This is a genomic window from Agrobacterium pusense (genome assembly GCF_013285525.1).
Classification (GTDB): Bacteria; Pseudomonadota; Alphaproteobacteria; order Rhizobiales; family Rhizobiaceae; genus Agrobacterium; species Agrobacterium pusense.
This window is the reverse complement of sequence record NZ_CP053856.1, coordinates 2131861-2148917: the sequence shown is the minus strand read 5'-3', so window position 1 is coordinate 2148917 and position 17057 is coordinate 2131861. Positions and strand designations below refer to the sequence as shown.

The window sequence follows — 17057 nt, the reverse complement described above, 5'->3', positions numbered from 1 at the left end:
GGCCCCAGCCACGATCATGGCCGGCATCAGGATATATCTGTCATCGCAAGACCGGCCAGACCCCTCCAAAAGTCTGAGCGTATCGGTATATCGCCTCCACGATATGGACCGTTACAAAACCATACGTTCGGGATACACAGGAAGAATGATAAAATCAATAGTAAAAGGCCGCAATTACGCAGTTTTAGACTCACGTATAGAGGTCCATATAGTGGATCATACTTTGGCCCATTCGAGCTTGTGCCTGTGCGATGATCCGGGCGACAGCCACCATCCTGCCTGAAAAGTGAACATCGTCGGCATCGAATGATCCCTCGATGCGCCCTGGGGCCGGGCCGCAACGCGACCCGCGCCTCAAATGTCCTTTGCGAGGCGCAGGGCGTCGTAGGTCGCCGCATGGGTGTTGCGCGCCGCGACGGCATCGCCGATGCGGAACAACCGATATGTGCCTGTCGGATTGCGCGCGACGGTCTGAGCCTCTCCGGCGAGCAGGGCGTCATAGGAAACCTCCCCGAGATTTGTCGAGCCGGGCTTGAGTTCGAAATACAGTTCATCCAGCGGGACTGTACCGTGATTGACGACGATCTGGTCGACGGTGCGCTGTCTGGAAATGCCGCCATAGTCGCTGCCGACGTGGGCGACGATCTGGTTGCCGCTTCTTTCGGCTGCTTCCAGCCGGTAAGTGACGGTGAATGTGGCGTCGAGCTTTTGCAGCGAGCGCATATAGGGAACGAGATTCATGGCCATGACTTCAGGGGCGAAGGAGCGATCCGGTGTCATGATTTCCACCTTGCCGCCAGCCTTGGCGATGAGCTCGGCCGCCTGAAGGCCGGCATGGTCTCCCGCGTCGTCATAGACGAGAACATTGGCACCCGGCCTGACGTCTCCGGAAATAATATCCCACGCGGAGACGACCAGTTCGTTGCCCTTAGACAGCACCTCGGTATGCGGCAGTCCGCCTGTGGCGATGATCACCACATCGGGTTTTTGCGAGAGAACCGTGTCCGCTTCCGCCCAGCTGTTGAAGTGGAAGACGACACCGAGCTTTTCGCACTGGCTCATGCGCCAGTCGATGATGCCGGTCATTTCCCGGCGGCGTTCGCTCTGCGCGGTGAGGCGAATCTGCCCGCCCGGATGGCTCGCTGCCTCGAAGACCACGACCGTATGGCCGCGTTCGGCACAGACCCTTGCGGCTTCGAGGCCTCCCGGCCCGGCGCCGACGATAACCACCTTCAGGCTTTTCGCAGCCCTGGTGATGGCGTGCGGCATGGTTTCCTCGCGGCCGGTTGCCGGATTGTGAATGCAGAAGGCAAAGCCGCCCTGATAGATGCGGTCGAGACAGTAATTAGCGCCGACGCAGGGGCGGATATCGTCCTCCCGCTTTTCCATGATCTTGCGCACAATATGCGGATCGGTCATGTGCGCGCGGGTCATGCCGACCATGTCCACCTTGCCGGTGGCGACGGCATGCCGGGCTGTGGCAACGTCCTGAATTTTGGCGGCATGGAAGGTCGGGAAACGTGTCGCTGCACGGATTTCCCCGGCAAAATCGAGGTGCGGCGCACTTGCCATGCCCTGAATCGGGATAACGTCGGTCAGGCCGGGATCGGTGTCGATATGCCCCCTGATGACGTTGAGATAATCGATCAGACCGCTTTCTTTCAGCAGTCTGGAGATTTCGAGGCCTTCTGCCTTTCCGGTGCCACCCTCCAGACATTCATCGGCGGTGTAACGAACACCGAGGATGAAGTCCTCACCCACGCGCCTGCGTATCGCCCGGAAAACGTCGAGGCAGAAACGCATGCGGTTTTCGAGCGAGCCACCATAGGGGCCATCCAGCTCGTTGGTCAGCGGGGAGACGAACTGATCGATGAGATGACCATAGGCCTCCAGTTCCACCCCGTCCATGCCGCCAGCCTTCATACGCTCGGCGGCGTCGGCGAAATCCTTGATGACACGCTCAATATCCCAATCCTCGATCTTTTTCGGAAAGGCGCGATGAGCGGCTTCCCGCTGGTGTGACGGTGCGAGCACCGGCAGCCAGTCGCCCTTGTCCCACCGGGTGCGCCGGCCAAGATGAGTGAGCTGGATCATGATTGCCGACCCCGCCTCGTGGACGGCGTCGGTCATTTCCCTGATCCACGGAACGATTTCATCCTTGTAAGCGAGCAAATTGTTGAAGACGGGAGGGCTGTCTTTCGAAACGGCGGCTGAGCCTGCGGTCATCGTCAACGCCACGCCGCCTTTCGCACGCTCGACGGTATAGGCGCGATAACGCCCTTTCGGCATGCCGTCTTCCGGATAAGCGGGCTCATGCGACGTCACGATGATACGGTTGCGCAGCGTCAGGTGCTTCAGCTGATAGGGTTGAAGAAGGGGATCGTTCGACATGGGCCTGCTCCAAGGGGGGTTATGGTGCGAGGCTAAGAGAAAATGTACATATGTGTCAATTAACAAAACACCAGTGTCTATAAGTTAGACAAGAGCGTACGCCTCGCCTTGTCGCGCAGGGACTGATTTGGTACTCAACTGTCATGGACGCGACATTGAACGAAACCGGTTGGCGTGGATCGCAGGAGGGTTGGCTTGAGGCCGCCTACGAGTCCCTGCTGGAATCGGGGGTGGATTCCGTCAAGATTTTGCCGTTGGCGAAGAAGCTCAATCTCTCGCGCACCAGCTTTTACTGGTTCTTCAAGGATCGGGAGGAGTTGCTGGCGGCGCTTTTGTCCCGCTGGCGCGACAAGAACACGGGAAGCATCCTCAGGCAATCGGAGGCCTACGCGGAAACCTTGGCCGAGGCGATGCTGAACGTCTTCGATTGCTGGCTGGATCCCTCGCTTTTTGACAGCAAATTCGAATTCGCGGTGCGCAGCTGGGCGCTGCAGTCCGATGATATCCTTGCCGAGGTTCGCAAGGCGGATGCTGTGAGAATGGAGGCGCTTTCGCGCATGTTCGTCCGTTTCGGCCACCCCGAAAATACTGCGGATGTGCGCGCCCGCACCACTTATCTCGTGCAGATCGGCTACATTTCCATGCAGGCCGAGGAAGATGTGGCAGTGCGGATGAAGAGAATTGCGGATTATATCGCCATCTATACCGGCGAGGTGCCGCAACAACGGGAGCTTGATCGTTTTTATGCGAGGCACGGATACAGGCCAGGCCCCGGGGCCTGACGCCTGCGTGCGGAACTCGACAAGCGCGGACAACCCTCGGGACAGCGATAAGTGGCGCGGCCAACGCCTTCGATGCCAGTCGGATTACGCCGTTTGGGATGGTACAAGAAGAAGGGGCGGCCGGGCTGCAATCTATCTGCAACATTCACCAATCAGTGGTGGGGATGGCAAGAGCTCATCTTTGGGGGAAAGTCATTGCGAATCCTGCTTCTCGAGGACGAACCCGAAATGGCGCGGGCGCTGCTCGAAGCCTTGCGCCGGCGCGATGTGCTTGCCGATCATGTCAGTACCATCAGCGATGCCGATGTCCTTGCGCGTGACGGCTCCTACGATGTGCTTGTCCTGGATCGCCGCCTGCCCGATGGTGAGGGGCTGAACCTTGTATCGGCGCTTCGCCGCAGCAAACATTCCGTACCGATCCTTGTCCTGACGGCGCTTGGAAGTGTCGATCACCGCGTTGACGGGCTGGATGCCGGCGCGGATGACTATCTCGCCAAGCCTTTTGCGATAGAGGAACTGCTCGCCCGCCTCAGGGCCCTTCACAGGCGCGGCCCTTCCATTTCCGACAGATATGCGATTTTCGGAAATTTGAGCATTGATCAAAGAAGCAATGAAGTCAGCGTTGCCGGCTCCATCCTCGAGTTGCGGCGTCGGGAATATCTGGCGCTCGAAGCCCTGATGCGGCGCCCGAACCGTATCGTGACGCGGTCCAACCTGATCGAGGCGGTTTATACGCTCGACGACGAGATAGAGTCCAATGCGCTCGATGCCCACATCTCCCGTATCAGAAAGAAGCTGGCGCAGGCGGGAGCCACGGTGGAGATTAGAGCCGTGCGCAATATCGGTTATCTCATTCGGGCAAAGTCATGAGTTCGCAGCACAACCAATCCCTGCGATGGGGGCTGATGAAGCGCCTTCTCGTCCTGCAGGCTTTCTTGCTCGTTCTCTTCGTCGTTCTTCTCGTTGGCTGGATCTGGATCATCGATCCAAGGCTGGAAGGCGCCAATGAAGAGGCTGTGCGCATCATTGCGGAAAGCGTGACAAAGGATGGGCAGGGACGGACACAGGTGTCGGCTACACCCGATCTGGAGGCGCTGAAACAGCGCTATCGCAATCTCTGGTTCATGGTGCGGGACGCGGAAGGAATCGTCCTTCGATATGGAGATATCCCCACTTCCGTCGTGACGGGGGCATTTCCTTTGGGCATCGAAAGGGCGCGTCTAGAGGCTGGGGAAACAGTCCGGGCCACGATGGAGAACCGCGATACGCCCGCCGGACGGCTGCAGTTCATTGCCGGGACGGAAAAAGGTCTCGCGAATGATGGCGTGAATATCTGGATCAACATACAGCTGGATCTGGAAAAGGATGCGGATGGTGCCATTCGCTGGTTGACCGTGCTGCCGGGAATTGGATTCATTATTCTTGTGGCCGTGGTGCCCATGTTGCTGCTGACGGGTATTGCGACATTGCTGGTGACCCCACGTGCGGTCGGCCGTTCACTGAGTGGCCTCATGGAAACGGTCACCCAAGCGCAGTCGATCAATTTCGAGAACCGGTCCGCCCGTATCGCTCGCTCGAAGGTGCCGAGTGAAATCATTCCGCTGGTGGATGCCTTCAATGTTGCCCTCTCGAAACTGGACGAGGGCTATAATCGCCGCAACCGCTTCCTGGCCGACGCCGCCCATGAACTGAGGACGCCGATTGCGATCGTGCGCGTCCGCGCCGATCTTCTTCCCGATGACACGCTGAGCCGGCAGCTGCGGGCGGATATCGACCGGCTTACCCGCGTCGCACACCAGCTTCTCGAAATGCAGGCGGTGGGCGGGGTAGACCTGCCTGCGGAAGAGCAGGATTTGAATGTTCTCGTCGAACGCATCGCGACCGATCTTGCCCCGATTGCGATGGATGCCGGTTACGAGTTCGATTTCGAGCCGAGCGAAACAGAAGCCCTGCTGACGGTCCAGACGTCGATCATTGAGATGGCGGTCGTCAACCTCATCCGCAATGCCATCGATCACGGCGGCGGCAGGGGCGCCATTGTCGTCCGGGTGGGTGCAGCAGGAACCATAGATGTCTGCGATGAAGGTCCGGGCATACCCGTTGACGAACGCGAGCAGGTGTTCGAACCGTTCCATCGCATCAACACCAGCTCCTCCGGTGCCGGCCTTGGCCTCAATCTCGTGCAGAAAGCAGCTGAGCTGCATGGGGGCAGGGTGCTGTTCCTCGACCTTGATCCCGGCTTCTGCGTTCGGCTGGAGATCCGCTCCGTCACGCCAGGGAGCGGTGCGGGGCCATGAATCGCCTCCGGGAAGTCCGGACTCTTGAAGTTCTTAAAATAAGATTAAAGAAATAAGTATAAGCACATGAAAAATAACAATTATATTTAAATAAAACAGCCGCGTGTAATCCAGGCGCAATTCTTGCGCGGAAAATGCCCGTATCTGCTGCGCTCATTCGCACAGGAGACCATGGGAGCCGGTTTCCGGTTCTTCAACGCGAACGGAAACCCTGGCGCCTCAGATTGAGACGCCCCTGGTTTCGTCTGGAGTCATTCATGTCGTTCATTGCAAAATCGCTTGTTGCCATCAGTATTATGGCCGCACCGAGCGCCTATTCCGCTGATCTTGCCAACTACAATGCGCAGCAATTCGATTATACCAGCCGCCAGCCTTTTCCTGGAATGGGGCTTATATCGGCGCACATGGCGGCGTCGCCTCACCAAAAGTCAATCCTCTGGCCAGTGGCCGTGGTCTGACGGGTGGCGTACAGGCCGGTTACAATTTCCAGTTCGGCTCCGGTGTCGTCGGGGCGGAGCTGGAGGGCTCGTATCTCGGCAACGAGGCGCGGGTGCCGAATGGCCGCCTGAGAGAGCGTTTTCGTGGCGCCGCCAAGCTGAAGGCCGGTGTGGCGCTTGATCGTACCCTTCTTTACGGCACCGCAGGTCTGACCACGACGAAATTCAAGGATGGAAACGGCGTTACCGGACCGGATGACTGGAAGCGTGGCTATCTCGTGGGAGCGGGTGTCGAACAGAGTTTCGGCGGCGGCCTATCGGCCAAGTTTGAATATAACTACGTGAACACGGGAAATGTATCGACGACGACCTCCAGCGGCAGATCGAAGACGGATGTCAGCGATCACGTCGTCAAGGCGGGCCTCAACTATCGTTTCTGATCCGCTGACATGTGACGCAGAAGCATAAGACCGCCGCTTTCAGGTCGAAGCGGCGGTAAGGGGAAATGGCTCGAACGGCGAGGGGCCGTAAGAGGATCATTCGCATTCGAGTGAGGGTTGCCGGAAGCTCGTTACATACCAGTCGTTACCGGAACCGCGGGTGTAGAAAGTGTAGTAGCAATCGATGCGCTCGACATAACCAGGCGTTTCGGACACGTCGTAACGCTCGCCATGCCGCGTCGAGCGGACCTCGCCGCTTGATGATCCGGCCACAACCTGCGTCTTGTTCTTGCGCCACTGATAGGCCTGCTGGCCGGGGCCGAGGCTATAGACATTGTCAGGCGGCCCATAGTCCAGCATCACGCTGGTGATGGGTGCGCCGACATAAGTTTTCATCACGGTTGATGCGCAGGCTGTGAGCAAGAGCGATGTGGCGGCGATGAGGGTGATTGCTGGCGGGACTGCAAGTGATGACCTGTCGGACATGGGAATTCCTTTCAGCTGCGGTAAATTTCAGCAGGGATAGGAACAGGTCATTGCAGGTACATTACACTAGCAGACGGCGCGATGGACGGTCGTCTCGACGGGCCCGTGCTTCAGCGGGGCGCACCTGAACGGAATTTCGGCTTTGGTGCGCTGACAGGCTGTTGTTGACTGTGATGATACTGCTCTACGCACCAGGGCTACGGGCGGGATTGACCGCCCTGACACTGGCCACCGGAGCCAGTATCAGCTTCCATCCGAGAGCCAGCCAGCCTTTTCAGGCAGACGAGTTAGCGGCTGCGGGCGTTCCGAAGCTGGGCGAGGGTTGCCAGCGTATTGCCGCTGATGGACATTTTGCCATTGCCGAACAAGTCGAGACGGGGATCGGAAGGCGAATTGTTCATTTCATACCTCAGCAAAAAGCGGTCAATCAGCTTGTCGACCTTGCCGGCTTCCTGCAGGTCCCTCATCTTCAGTTTCTTTTCGATCATCTTTGCCTGCATCTCGACCTTGGAATTTGTGGTTTCCGCGGGAATTCCAAGGGCGGTGCGGGTGAATTCCGAAAGCGCATTGTCAGCCAGTATGTCGTAGGCATTGGAAATGCCGCCGGCCATCCGCTTGAAATAGAGAGCAAGACGAACACCGGCGTTTTCTTCTCCCGCCCTTTCCTCCAGCGTCTGCCGAACGTATTTGTCACGCGTTTCCATCAGGCCGCGGTTGTTCTGGACATGCTGGCTGGCTGTCGCGCGAATATTCCCCTTGGTGTCGAAGTTGAAGGAACCGGCAAGCGCGCGAAAGCGGGGATCCTTTTCGGCGTTGGCGAAGCTTTTCGGGTCCTTTAGGTCGGATTTGAAGATCTTTTTCAGATAATCGGTGCTGACCGATTTGGGGTCGATGCGTTCGGCAACAAGCATGAAATCCACCAGACGGCGATCGGCAAGCAACTGATCAACGGTTTCCAACGTCTCCATCTGCTGGCGGTAATAGGCGGCCTCCGTCTTTGCCTTTTCCTTTATCTTGTCTTTGCTGTTTTTCTGGCGATAGGCGGCGAGTTCCTCATCCTGCTTGCCTGTTTTCTCCCTGCTCTTCGAGGCCGTGTTCCATCGGGTCATTTCGAGAACGTAGTTCCGGGAGATGCGGGTAATCTCGTTTTCGGCCTGGGCCAGCCGTGGCGAGCCTATCCTGCCTTCGGCATCGAAATTATAGGCTTTCGCCAGCCGGACGAACCTTTCGTCTTTGAGGCTGCGGACATAACTTTTCGGGTCCGACAGGTCACTGGTGAAGACCTTCTTCAACTTGAACGTGGAAACCTCTTCGGGGCTGATGTTGAATGCCTTCAGCGCGAAGTTGCGAATAGTAACGGCTGCCGGTGCAGCGGAGAGGAAGTCCTCCAGGTTTTTCGTAAGGCCGATATAGCGTCTGTAGTCCTTGATCGTCTTTTGGTCCGCCGCCTCCTGTGCGTCGTCGTAGCGGCTAAAATAAAGTGTCATCATCGTACTGAGCTGGGCGGCGGTCTGGATCGTCTTTCCGGCAGCGATCTTGCCTTCCCCGTCGAAATTGAACGCTCTCGCAAGATCAATGAAGCCTTTGTCCTTCTCGGCGTGAAGCGCGCTTTGTGGATCGTCGGGATTTTCGCGAAGCGCCCACTGGATTTTCCTGTCGGTATCGGTGTCGTCCCTGAGGTTAAAGGCGACGATCAACATCGTTCTAAGACGGGAATTGGATATGAGTTGTCCGGCATCGGTAATCTCGTTCATCTTTTGCGCGAAGAAGTCGCGATTGAGAACTGCACCGGTCTGCGTCAGGCGAGGATACGATAAAACATAGGTTTCGTTGATCAGCCGCTTCTGGGTTGCCGTCTGCGCTTTCGTGCCGTCATCCACGAAACCGTCATCGCGGAAATTAAACGCTGCCGCCATTTCGAAGAGCTTGTGTGCATTGGCGATGCGCTTGTTGTACTGGCCAAGCAGATAATCGATTTTGGCGAGCGACGCCTTATCGGCGGAGGGGACTTTTGCGCGTTCGATGCGCAGATCGGCGGTCTTTGCCTGCCATTCCTCGACCAGAGGTTTGTAGGTTCTGTTGACGTAACTGTCGGCGCTGCTGATATCGCTGGTCAGAACATCCCGCAGATGTTTGTAGTTGAAGGCTTCGGCGTCGATGCCGAAGGATTTGAAAACATAGTCCCGCAACCGCGTGTTTTTGAAGATGTCATCCACATGGCTGACCGTGTCGATGACGATGTTGTAATACCGCGTTTCCTCCTTCAGTTCGTCGTCTCGTTGTTTGTGTGCATCGTGATAGGCGGCAACCAGTCGGTCCTGCTGGGTTTGAACCGTTTTTTCCGATTTGATAGTGCCGAAATCAAACGCCGCCGCAAAGTCGCGGTAGCGGGTGTCCTTCAGCTTGTTGGCGAAACTGTTCGGGTCGTTGAGATTGCTTTCCAGCACCTTCTTCATGAAGGCGGCGGCGTAGGTCATCTCGCCGAGGCCATAGGCCTTAATGGCGTAGGAATATAGCCTGTGGTCCTTCAGAAACTCATAGAGATTTTTGATCTTGCCAATATTGTCGGCGTAATATTTGGCGTCGCGCGATACGATCGGATCGTTTGCGACGCGTTTCAGTGACGATGCCAGGTCGCGATTATAGAGGGTGTAAGTTGTATATGCGGGCAGCACCCCAAGCTCCGGACAATATTCAATCGTGAAAACTGTCAATATTATCTCGGATATAACTTGCGTGTGGCTGTATTTATTTAATTTATACTTCATATAATTCTTTAGTGTTTAATTTATAAAATATTGATTCATTTAGTTCTTTTGTTCGTAGCGGTGTCGGTACAATACATCGTCGCTGGAAGTGGTAGAAAAATCGGCGGTTTATCCAAAGCAGGGGAACAGGAGCGCGCGCCCGGATCGGGGCGCAACGACATGTCGAAATCTCCGCGGGGACAGTCCTGCGCGTTGGGTTATCCATCGCGTGCTTGGCCGCAAGGCAGGAGCGGCTGCGTTATGGATTGCTGCGGGAAACCGGCGCAATGGCGGCCATTTGCTGCAATGCCCGCTCGTTCGTGCGCTTTGCCCGTGCAAGCGCATCGTCTCGATCCTCCGGCAGCGTGTAGGTCATATAGGAGAGGGAGGTTTCGAGATCGTTGTTGTTATGCCCGAGAATGGCGGCGAAATAGCTGTTCTTGGTCACGTGGGGAGGTGCGAAATTATGATAGGCCACCTCCGCATAGAGATGCCGAAGACCATAGGGCTTGGGAAGCTCCTCCTTCGGCCAGAGATCTTCGAACAGGTTAAAAACCGTGTCCCTGAGCAGCAGGCGCGTCTCCGATGAAAAATCATCGATCGACATGCCGTGCCACAATTTTCCCTGCCCGCTTTCGCGCAGGCGCTTGTAGGCGGCAAGAATGGTTTCCGAGCGGGCAAGCACCGGGATCTCATAGGTCACACCGTACTTCGTTCCCTCGCCCTGTTTTGTCTTGGCCTGGCCGTTGAACAGGACGCTCCATTTGGAAATGCCCTTGCCATAGGGAGCAGGCGAAAATTCCGCCTGGGTAAAGACTTCGTAGGGTCGGCGTCCGGTCATGCCGATCAGGCCGATGCCGATCATAAGGGGATCGGCTGACAGGAGTTTGTCGGCACAGATCTTCAGAACCTGGCGGTAATTCTCGAAGGTGATCAGCGCGCCGTGCTTTCTGGCGATCTTCTCCATCTTCACCCGTCGCGCATCGTCATACATCGCAGCGTCGCCGGTGGCGATTTTCAGCATCGGGTGATCGTCGCCAAACGCCTCGCGGATGGCGTTGCGATATTTGGTGATGTAGGAGATGATCGTTGTCTGGGCTCTGCCCTTCATGGTGCTGATTTCAGCATTCCACAGGGTCTGCATCTCTTCTTTCGTGCCGATGCCGTTCATCGCAGAAATGAAATCCGCGATGCGCAGAAGAACGGTGGGTTTGCGGCCGGCTGTATTAAATTCCGCGCGTTCGATTTTCTCGACGATCGAGGTTGCTACGCCCGTTTTCGGATAGTCGGCACGTTCGATGTAGGTTTTCAGCCGCTCGCGCAGTTTTTTCATGTTGCAAATGGCAAGCGGCGTGCTCTTGGGACCGAATTCGGCCTTCAAGGCGTTACGGTACTTCATGATGTAAAGTTCGAGAGTCTTTTCGGTGCGCCCATTGTCGAAATGGTAGCGGACCTCGGCGTCCCATAGATCGCGGATCTTTCTGTTGCGCGAGGCGTCGTCGTTTTTCATCGCCTCTTTGACCTGTGCGACAAAGTGGTCGATGCGTTCCACCAGGACCGGCGTTTTTGTTTTTCGTTTTGAGGAAAGCATGCGGCGGCTCCCTGAACCGGTCCGGATATATAAATCGATGGTTTGCGATCAACAGCAGCAGGGTTGCAGAAATAGATCAACATCCACTGCAGTCCGGTTCTTTTGAATAATAGTTTAGGCGATTCCGCAAGCGCGATGCGGAAAAGCGTCGGCGGTCCATTCGCCGCCAAGGATTGTCGAGGGCTCCTGTCGTAGCCCGGGTCAAGGTGGTGAGTGAGACGCCGTTATTTCGACAGCCGGGTCTTCAGCGACGTCACGATACGCTTGGCTAACCCTTCATAATCCTCGTCAAAGTGGTGGCCGCCCTCGATGCCGACCGCCTCCACGCCCTTGGCTTTCAGGCCGGGGCAGGGGTCTTCGTCTTCTTCTTCCGTGCCATATATGCATTGCACCAGCTTCGGATCGATCTTCGCGATGTCGTCGACCGTTTTGCCGCCCTTGCCTTCGCCGGCCACGCCAAGCCAGCCTTCGACGGAAATTTCGAAATCCACTTCGGTGGAAAGACCCATCAGGGTCAGCTGCACGACATGCGATTTGTCGCGGTCGGGCAGCAGATTATAGGTGGCGGGGATAATATCGGCACCGAAGGAATAGCCGATCAACACCACATTGCGGACTTTCCATTCCTTGCGATAGGTATCGATGATGCGGCCGAGATCGCTTGCGACCTCCTGTGGTTTCTTTTCCTTCCAGAAATAGCGGAGTGAATCGACGCCGATGACGGGTATGCCTTCCTTCTGGAAGGCGCCGCCCACTTCCTCGTCAAGATCGCGCCAGCCGCCGTCGCCGGAATAGATCACCGCCATGGTATCCATGACAGGGCTGGTTTCCAGAACCTTGATCGGCAGGCCGAGCGGACTGTCGGTGTCGCCTGCGGCGTCGACCTGGTCGGACAGGGTCTGGGTTAGAACCTCGTCCGCCATGTCATCCACATCCGTCACGTCGATATCGGGATGCAGCTTCACGAGCGCGTTGACGTGGTCGCGGCCCTTCTGATCCGCAGCAGAGGTGAACAGCACGCTGACGGGGGCAGGAAGGGGACCGTCGGTCAGACCATAAACGGTTTCGCCATCCACTTTATCTTTGGTGGCGGGGGTACAGAGGATCTTCTCGAGAGGCAGGCCGGCCTTGGGGTCCACGGCGATGGCCTCCCGCACGGTGGAGACAGGGCTCTGCGCAATCATCGCCAGCGCCAGCGTTCCGCCCTTGCCGATGCCGGAAAGGATGGGCTGGCGATAGCTGCTGGTGCCGGCGGTGCGCTGGATCTGCTGCGAGAGTGACTCGATGTCCGAGATCATATAGATGCACTCGTCATCGTCGGCCTCGAGCGCCTTCAGATATTCCTTGAAGTCGATGCCGACCACGGCGGCGCCCTTTTCTACCAGCGCCTTGGCGCGGGTCTCATCGGCCGCCGACCATCCGTCCGCATCGGAAATCAGGAAGACGCTGGCGAGGATGTCGCCATCAGGCACCATGATGTGCCCGGCGGGGATCATGCCGGTTTCGTATGCGGGCTTGTCCTCAGCAAAAACGGCGCCAGAAACGAACAAGGGGGATGCAAACAGGGCGGAGGCGGCCAGAACTGCTTTGAGCATGCTGAATCTTCTCATTTTCCGATCACTCCTCTGACACCGCCGCTGATCAGAACCGTCGCATCCATCAGCGCCAGAGCGGCATCTGCACCGTTCTGCACGGCAAGGTAACGCGGTTCCCATTTCGGGTGGAACTTGGCCTTGAAGGCGCGAAGCCCCTTGAAGTTGTAGAATCGTTCACCGTGTTCGAACAGTGTGCTGCCGATCCGGTCCCAGACGGGCGCCGCGTCGCGTTTAGACATGCCGGACATGGGCGCCATGCCGAGATTGAAGCTCTCGTAACCGGCCTCGCGCAGATATTGCATGATGCTGACGAAGAGAAAGTCCATCGAGCCGCGCGGCGCATCCGGCGAAAAGCGCATGAGATCGACGGTGGCTTCCTTTTTCGTATCCGTCACCATCAGATTGGCGAAGGCGGTGATCTTTCCATCCTTGCGCAGCACGGCAACGGGTTGCGACAGAATGTAGTCCGGCTCGAAAGCACCGAGCGAAAAGCGTTTTTCGCGGGTGTTATGGTGGGCGAGCCAGCCGTCGGAAACCTGTTTCAGCTCTTCCAGAACATCCTGCACCTGGGTCTTTTCGATGACCTCGAAGGTCAGCCCGTCGCGCGCGCCGCGGCTCAGCGACTGGCGAAGATTGGCAAGCTTGCCACCTTTGAGTTCGAATGCGGTGAGATCGACCAGGGCCAGTTCGCCCAGCTTGAAGGCGCGCAGACCCGCATCGGCGCAATGGGACAGCAGGAAGGGCGAAATCTGATAGAAGGCGGCACGTGCGCCAGCGGCACGGGCTCCTTCGACGAATTGCCACACGAGGTCAGGGAAATCATCTTCATCGCCGACCGGATCGGCAAACGCGATCCATGAGCGGCCCTGAATGCCGTACATGATGAAGGCATTGCCGCTTTCGGAAAACATCACGTGCTTGTCGCCCATGCGCACCAGATTGGCATCGGCCGCATCCTGCTTCATGACAATGTCTGTAGCACTTGCGATATCTTCGGCCTTGATGGCATCCGGGCGGAAGGCTACCGGCCTCATGAGGCTGAAGATGGCGATGGTGGAGGAGGCAAGCACGAGGCCTAAAAGGGCGCGCAGTCCGCGTGGCGCTTCCTCGGAGAATTCGAACTGCCACCAGAGCGTATGGCTGTAATCGGTATCGCGATAGACGAAGAGAAGGATCGTGGCCGCGCCGGCGACGATGACGGCCATGGCCGCGAGCCAGCTTGGCCCGAGCGCCTGTTTGACCAGAGAGGCGTGACGGTTGAAGCTGCGCATGTTGGCGGCGAGCGCAACGATGAACAAGCCGAGAAAGATCGCTTCGAAAACCGCGATCGCCTTGAGAAGCGAGAGAATGAGCGCCAGAGATGCCGCAACGAGGGCGATCCACCATGCGCCATCCAGTCTCTGCCCCAAGCCGCGGGAGGCGACGACGAGGCCAAGGCCGAGAATGCTGGTCAGAAAGTGAGCGGCCTCGATGATAGGCAACGGGACGAAGTTCGAGAGGAAATCCAGGTTGCTGCCCGGCGTCGGTGTCACGCTCGAGAAAATCAGCATGGTGCCGAGAATGATCGCGAATGTGGAGAGCAGTGGTGGCGCCAGCCGCACGGCAAGCTGGCTGATATCGGATACAACGGGCTTTGCCGCAAACTGCTTCATTTCCGAAACGATCATCACCAGAATGGCGACCACCAGCGGCAGCACGTGGTAAATGACGCGATATAGAACGAGGCTTCCGAGCAGCTGATCAACGCTGATCGCATTGCCGAGACCGGCAACCATCACGGTTTCGAAGACCCCGAGGCCGGCGGGCACGTGGCTGAGAACGCCAAGCCCCACGGCTGTGGCATAGATCGCGAAGAAGGTCGGCCAGCCGAGATGCGTTTCCGGCAAGAGCACGTAAAGAACGGAAGCCGAGGCGGCGATGTCGAATGCAGACACCAGGAACTGACGCGAAGACGTACGGCTGTCTGGAAGGCGCAGCCGCCATTTGCCGAGGCGTATCGCCCTGCCATTGCGCCCGATATAGGCCGTGGCCACGAGAATGGCGATGACGGCGAGCGCCGCGCCCCTCAGCACGAGCGGGTCGAAACCGATGATTGCGGCGATGCGGGGCGCGACGATGAAGGTTGAAAGCGCGCTCACCGACAAAAGCCCAAGGCCGAACGACAGCGTGACGAAGGCGATGACCCGTGCGATGTCTCCCGGGGAAAGCCCCAGCCGGGAATAGGCGCGGAAGCGGATGGCGCCGCCGCTCAGCGGCCCGAAGCCGGCGGTGTTGCCGATGGCATAGGCCGCGAAGGCCGTGACCGCCATTGACGGAAACCGCACTTTCTTGCCGACATATTCGATGGCATTGGCGTCATAAAAAATCAGTGACAGGAAGCTCAGCGCGGTAAAGACGATAGCAAGAAGAACCGAGGAAAAGGACGTGTCGAGAAGGGCCGCAATCACATCGTCGTATCTTACTTCCGAGGTGAGACGATAAATTGCAAACGTCATCATCACGAAGATGAGCGTTATGGCCGCGGCCGTCAGGTAGGCGCGGTTCCTGGCAAAAAAGCTTTCAACCGCGGAGTCGGCAATATCGGTCTCTGTAATTTCGCTCTTGTCTGCCATTTATCTTTTCCAGCGCCGTCCCGTCGGTTGGCGAACCACAGGATTGTGTCGCTAATTCGTTTCAGTTGCGGAAATTTGCTTAGCAGAAATGCGTGACGTGTCGATGTGAAGTTTGGACAGGTTTCCGGATGATTTTGCCAATTATATCCCGATGAATGCAACCACGAAATGTGCGATTTCCGAGTTTGATGAAAACGCGACGAAATTGATCGCGCCGGTTGCTTGGTGGCGGCATTTGATGCAACTACACGCTCCTTTGGATTGAAGGAGATACCAATGAACACGCCTACAAGAATAGTCGTTTCACTCGTCGTCGCGCTCGTGGCGGGCGCCGGATATATGGCGGTGGACAAGATGCGCGGTGCCGAATGGGTCGTTTCGCCGCAGCAGATTGCCGAGGCTAAGGCAAAGGGCCAGATGGGTTACGAATCGCAGCCGGGAACCGTAACCGTGCTGCCGATCCGCAGCGAGACGGCGGACGTGCTGCCGATGAAATGGGCCATGATCGGGCTGGTGGCCGGGCTTCTCACCTTCCGTGCGACCGGCAGGAAAAAAGCGGCAAAGGCCTGAAGGCCCGCCGCTTTCTGTCTCCGGCGCTTTGCGCCGGGGATGAAACTTTATTTCTGCCTCACGCGCCCCAGGTCTTTTCCAGCACCCGAATCCAGTTGCCGTGGCAGATTTTGGCAAGCGCCACGTCGTCATAACCGCTCTTGCGCATCGCTTCGACCAGCAATTGCAGATCGGCCGCATCCTTCATGGCGCCGGGTATGGTGGTGCCGTCGAAATCCGAACCGAGCGCCACGTGATCGATGCCGATGCGGTTGACGATGTAGTCCACATGGCGCACCATCTCGTTGAGATCGGTATCCGGGTTCTTCACGCCGTCCTGACGCAGGAACAAGACACCAAAGTTGATGCCAGCGAGGCCACCCGTATCGCGGATGGCGTCCAGCTGACGATCCGTCAGGTTGCGGCTGTGGTTGCAGATTGCGTAAGCGTTGGAGTGTGATGCCACCAGCGGTGCATCCGATATCCTGGCGATGTCCCAGAAACCCTGTTCGTTCATATGCGACAGGTCGACCATTATCTTCAGTTCGTTGCAGGTCTTTATCAGCCGCTTGCCGGCATCCGTCAGGCCCGGGCCGATATCCGGTGTTGAGGGGAAACGGAAGGGAACGCCGTAGGCGAAGATGTTCGGGCGGCTCCAGACCGGTCCGAGTGTGCGCAGGCCCGCCTCGTGAAGAACGTGGAGGGCATCGAGATCAGCACCGATCGCTTCTGCGCCTTCGATATGGAAGACGGAGGCGAAGGCGCCCTCGGCCATGGCCTTGCGGATATCGGCGGCCGTGCGGCAGACCTTCAGCGCGCCCTTTGACTGCTTCTCGGCCCGGAACAAAAGGCCCGCCATGGCAAGCGTCGCCTTCAGCGCATCCGCCTCGGTGGGCGTCGGGTAGTCGCCGTTGGCGTCCTTATCCATGCTGGGCGAAGGTACATAGATGGCGCAGAGGCCACCGGCGAGGCCGCCTTTTTTTGCACGAGGCAGATCGATATGGCCGACGGTATCGCCTTCCATCAGAAGTGTTTCGGGAGAAGCGTTGCCCGATCGCCATAACCGCAAAAGCACATCATTGTGGCCATCGAAGACGGGTACGGTTTTTTGATCAGTCATGGTCTCACCT

Annotated in this window: 11 protein-coding genes and 1 pseudogene; 5 read left to right on the top strand and 7 right to left on the bottom strand. The window is 57.6% G+C overall.

Annotated features, from left to right (window positions below; all coding sequences use genetic code 11):
- Positions 1 to 354 precede the first annotated feature (354 nt).
- Positions 355 to 2391: an NADH:flavin oxidoreductase gene (locus HQN82_RS10570; protein ID WP_112767042.1), complete on the bottom strand. Its 2037-nt coding sequence runs from the start codon at positions 2389 to 2391 to the stop codon at positions 355 to 357.
- 143 nt (positions 2392 to 2534) lie between these two features.
- Between HQN82_RS10570 and HQN82_RS10565 the strand changes: the two genes are divergently transcribed.
- From HQN82_RS10565 to HQN82_RS10550, 4 genes and pseudogenes are all read left to right on the top strand, one after another.
- Entirely contained in the window at positions 2535 to 3173 is a 639-nt protein-coding gene (locus tag HQN82_RS10565; RefSeq protein ID WP_006698730.1) for a TetR/AcrR family transcriptional regulator, read from the top strand.
- 195 nt (positions 3174 to 3368) lie between these two features.
- Entirely contained in the window at positions 3369 to 4043 is a 675-nt protein-coding gene (locus HQN82_RS10560) for a response regulator transcription factor (protein ID WP_022556873.1), read from the top strand.
- A gap of 35 nt (positions 4044 to 4078) precedes the next feature.
- Positions 4079 to 5470, top strand: coding sequence for a sensor histidine kinase (locus HQN82_RS10555; protein ID WP_173615015.1), 1392 nt, complete (start codon positions 4079 to 4081; stop codon positions 5468 to 5470).
- 257 nt (positions 5471 to 5727) lie between these two features.
- A pseudogene (locus tag HQN82_RS10550) lies at positions 5728 to 6347 on the top strand (outer membrane protein).
- Positions 6348 to 6443: 96 nt separating this feature from the next.
- Here HQN82_RS10550 and HQN82_RS10545 read toward each other — a convergent pair.
- From HQN82_RS10545 to mprF, 5 genes are all read right to left on the bottom strand, one after another.
- Positions 6444 to 6833: a hypothetical protein gene (locus HQN82_RS10545; protein ID WP_113380802.1), complete on the bottom strand. Its 390-nt coding sequence runs from the start codon at positions 6831 to 6833 to the stop codon at positions 6444 to 6446.
- A gap of 287 nt (positions 6834 to 7120) precedes the next feature.
- Positions 7121 to 9508, bottom strand: coding sequence for a DUF1217 domain-containing protein (locus tag HQN82_RS10540; RefSeq protein ID WP_173614870.1), 2388 nt, complete (start codon positions 9506 to 9508; stop codon positions 7121 to 7123).
- 331 nt (positions 9509 to 9839) lie between these two features.
- On the bottom strand, positions 9840 to 11171 hold the full coding sequence (gene telA, locus HQN82_RS10535) for a telomere resolvase TelA (protein ID WP_173614869.1): 1332 nt from the start codon (positions 11169 to 11171) through the stop codon (positions 9840 to 9842).
- Positions 11172 to 11395: 224 nt separating this feature from the next.
- Positions 11396 to 12766 (bottom strand): virulence factor, encoded by a 1371-nt coding sequence (locus HQN82_RS10530; protein WP_210259556.1) that lies wholly within the window; start codon positions 12764 to 12766, stop codon positions 11396 to 11398.
- Between the two features lie 11 nt (positions 12767 to 12777).
- Complete coding sequence (gene mprF / locus HQN82_RS10525) at positions 12778 to 15378, bottom strand: bifunctional lysylphosphatidylglycerol flippase/synthetase MprF (RefSeq protein WP_004443529.1); 2601 nt, start codon at positions 15376 to 15378, stop codon at positions 12778 to 12780.
- Between the two features lie 276 nt (positions 15379 to 15654).
- On the opposite strand from mprF, the gene HQN82_RS10520 reads away from it, so the two are divergent.
- A complete protein-coding gene (locus HQN82_RS10520) occupies positions 15655 to 15948 on the top strand; it encodes a hypothetical protein (RefSeq protein ID WP_004443527.1) in 294 nt (97 codons plus the stop codon).
- A gap of 58 nt (positions 15949 to 16006) precedes the next feature.
- On the opposite strand, the gene HQN82_RS10515 is transcribed toward HQN82_RS10520, so the two are convergent.
- A complete protein-coding gene (locus HQN82_RS10515; RefSeq protein WP_173614867.1) occupies positions 16007 to 17047 on the bottom strand; it encodes a dipeptidase in 1041 nt (346 codons plus the stop codon).
- Between the last annotated feature and the right edge of the window lie 10 nt (positions 17048 to 17057).

Coding starts and splice junctions, on each gene's coding strand:
- HQN82_RS10570 (WP_112767042.1), bottom strand. CDS start 2,391: ATGTCGAACGATCCCCTTCTTCAACCCTATCAGCTGAAGCACCTGACG.
- HQN82_RS10565 (WP_006698730.1), top strand. CDS start 2,535: ATGGACGCGACATTGAACGAAACCGGTTGGCGTGGATCGCAGGAGGGT.
- HQN82_RS10555 (WP_173615015.1), top strand. CDS start 4,079: ATGAAGCGCCTTCTCGTCCTGCAGGCTTTCTTGCTCGTTCTCTTCGTC.
- HQN82_RS10545 (WP_113380802.1), bottom strand. CDS start 6,833: ATGTCCGACAGGTCATCACTTGCAGTCCCGCCAGCAATCACCCTCATC.
- telA (WP_173614869.1), bottom strand. CDS start 11,171: ATGCTTTCCTCAAAACGAAAAACAAAAACGCCGGTCCTGGTGGAACGC.
- HQN82_RS10530 (WP_210259556.1), bottom strand. CDS start 12,766: ATGCTCAAAGCAGTTCTGGCCGCCTCCGCCCTGTTTGCATCCCCCTTG.
- mprF (WP_004443529.1), bottom strand. CDS start 15,378: ATGGCAGACAAGAGCGAAATTACAGAGACCGATATTGCCGACTCCGCG.
- HQN82_RS10520 (WP_004443527.1), top strand. CDS start 15,655: ATGAACACGCCTACAAGAATAGTCGTTTCACTCGTCGTCGCGCTCGTG.
- HQN82_RS10515 (WP_173614867.1), bottom strand. CDS start 17,047: ATGACTGATCAAAAAACCGTACCCGTCTTCGATGGCCACAATGATGTG.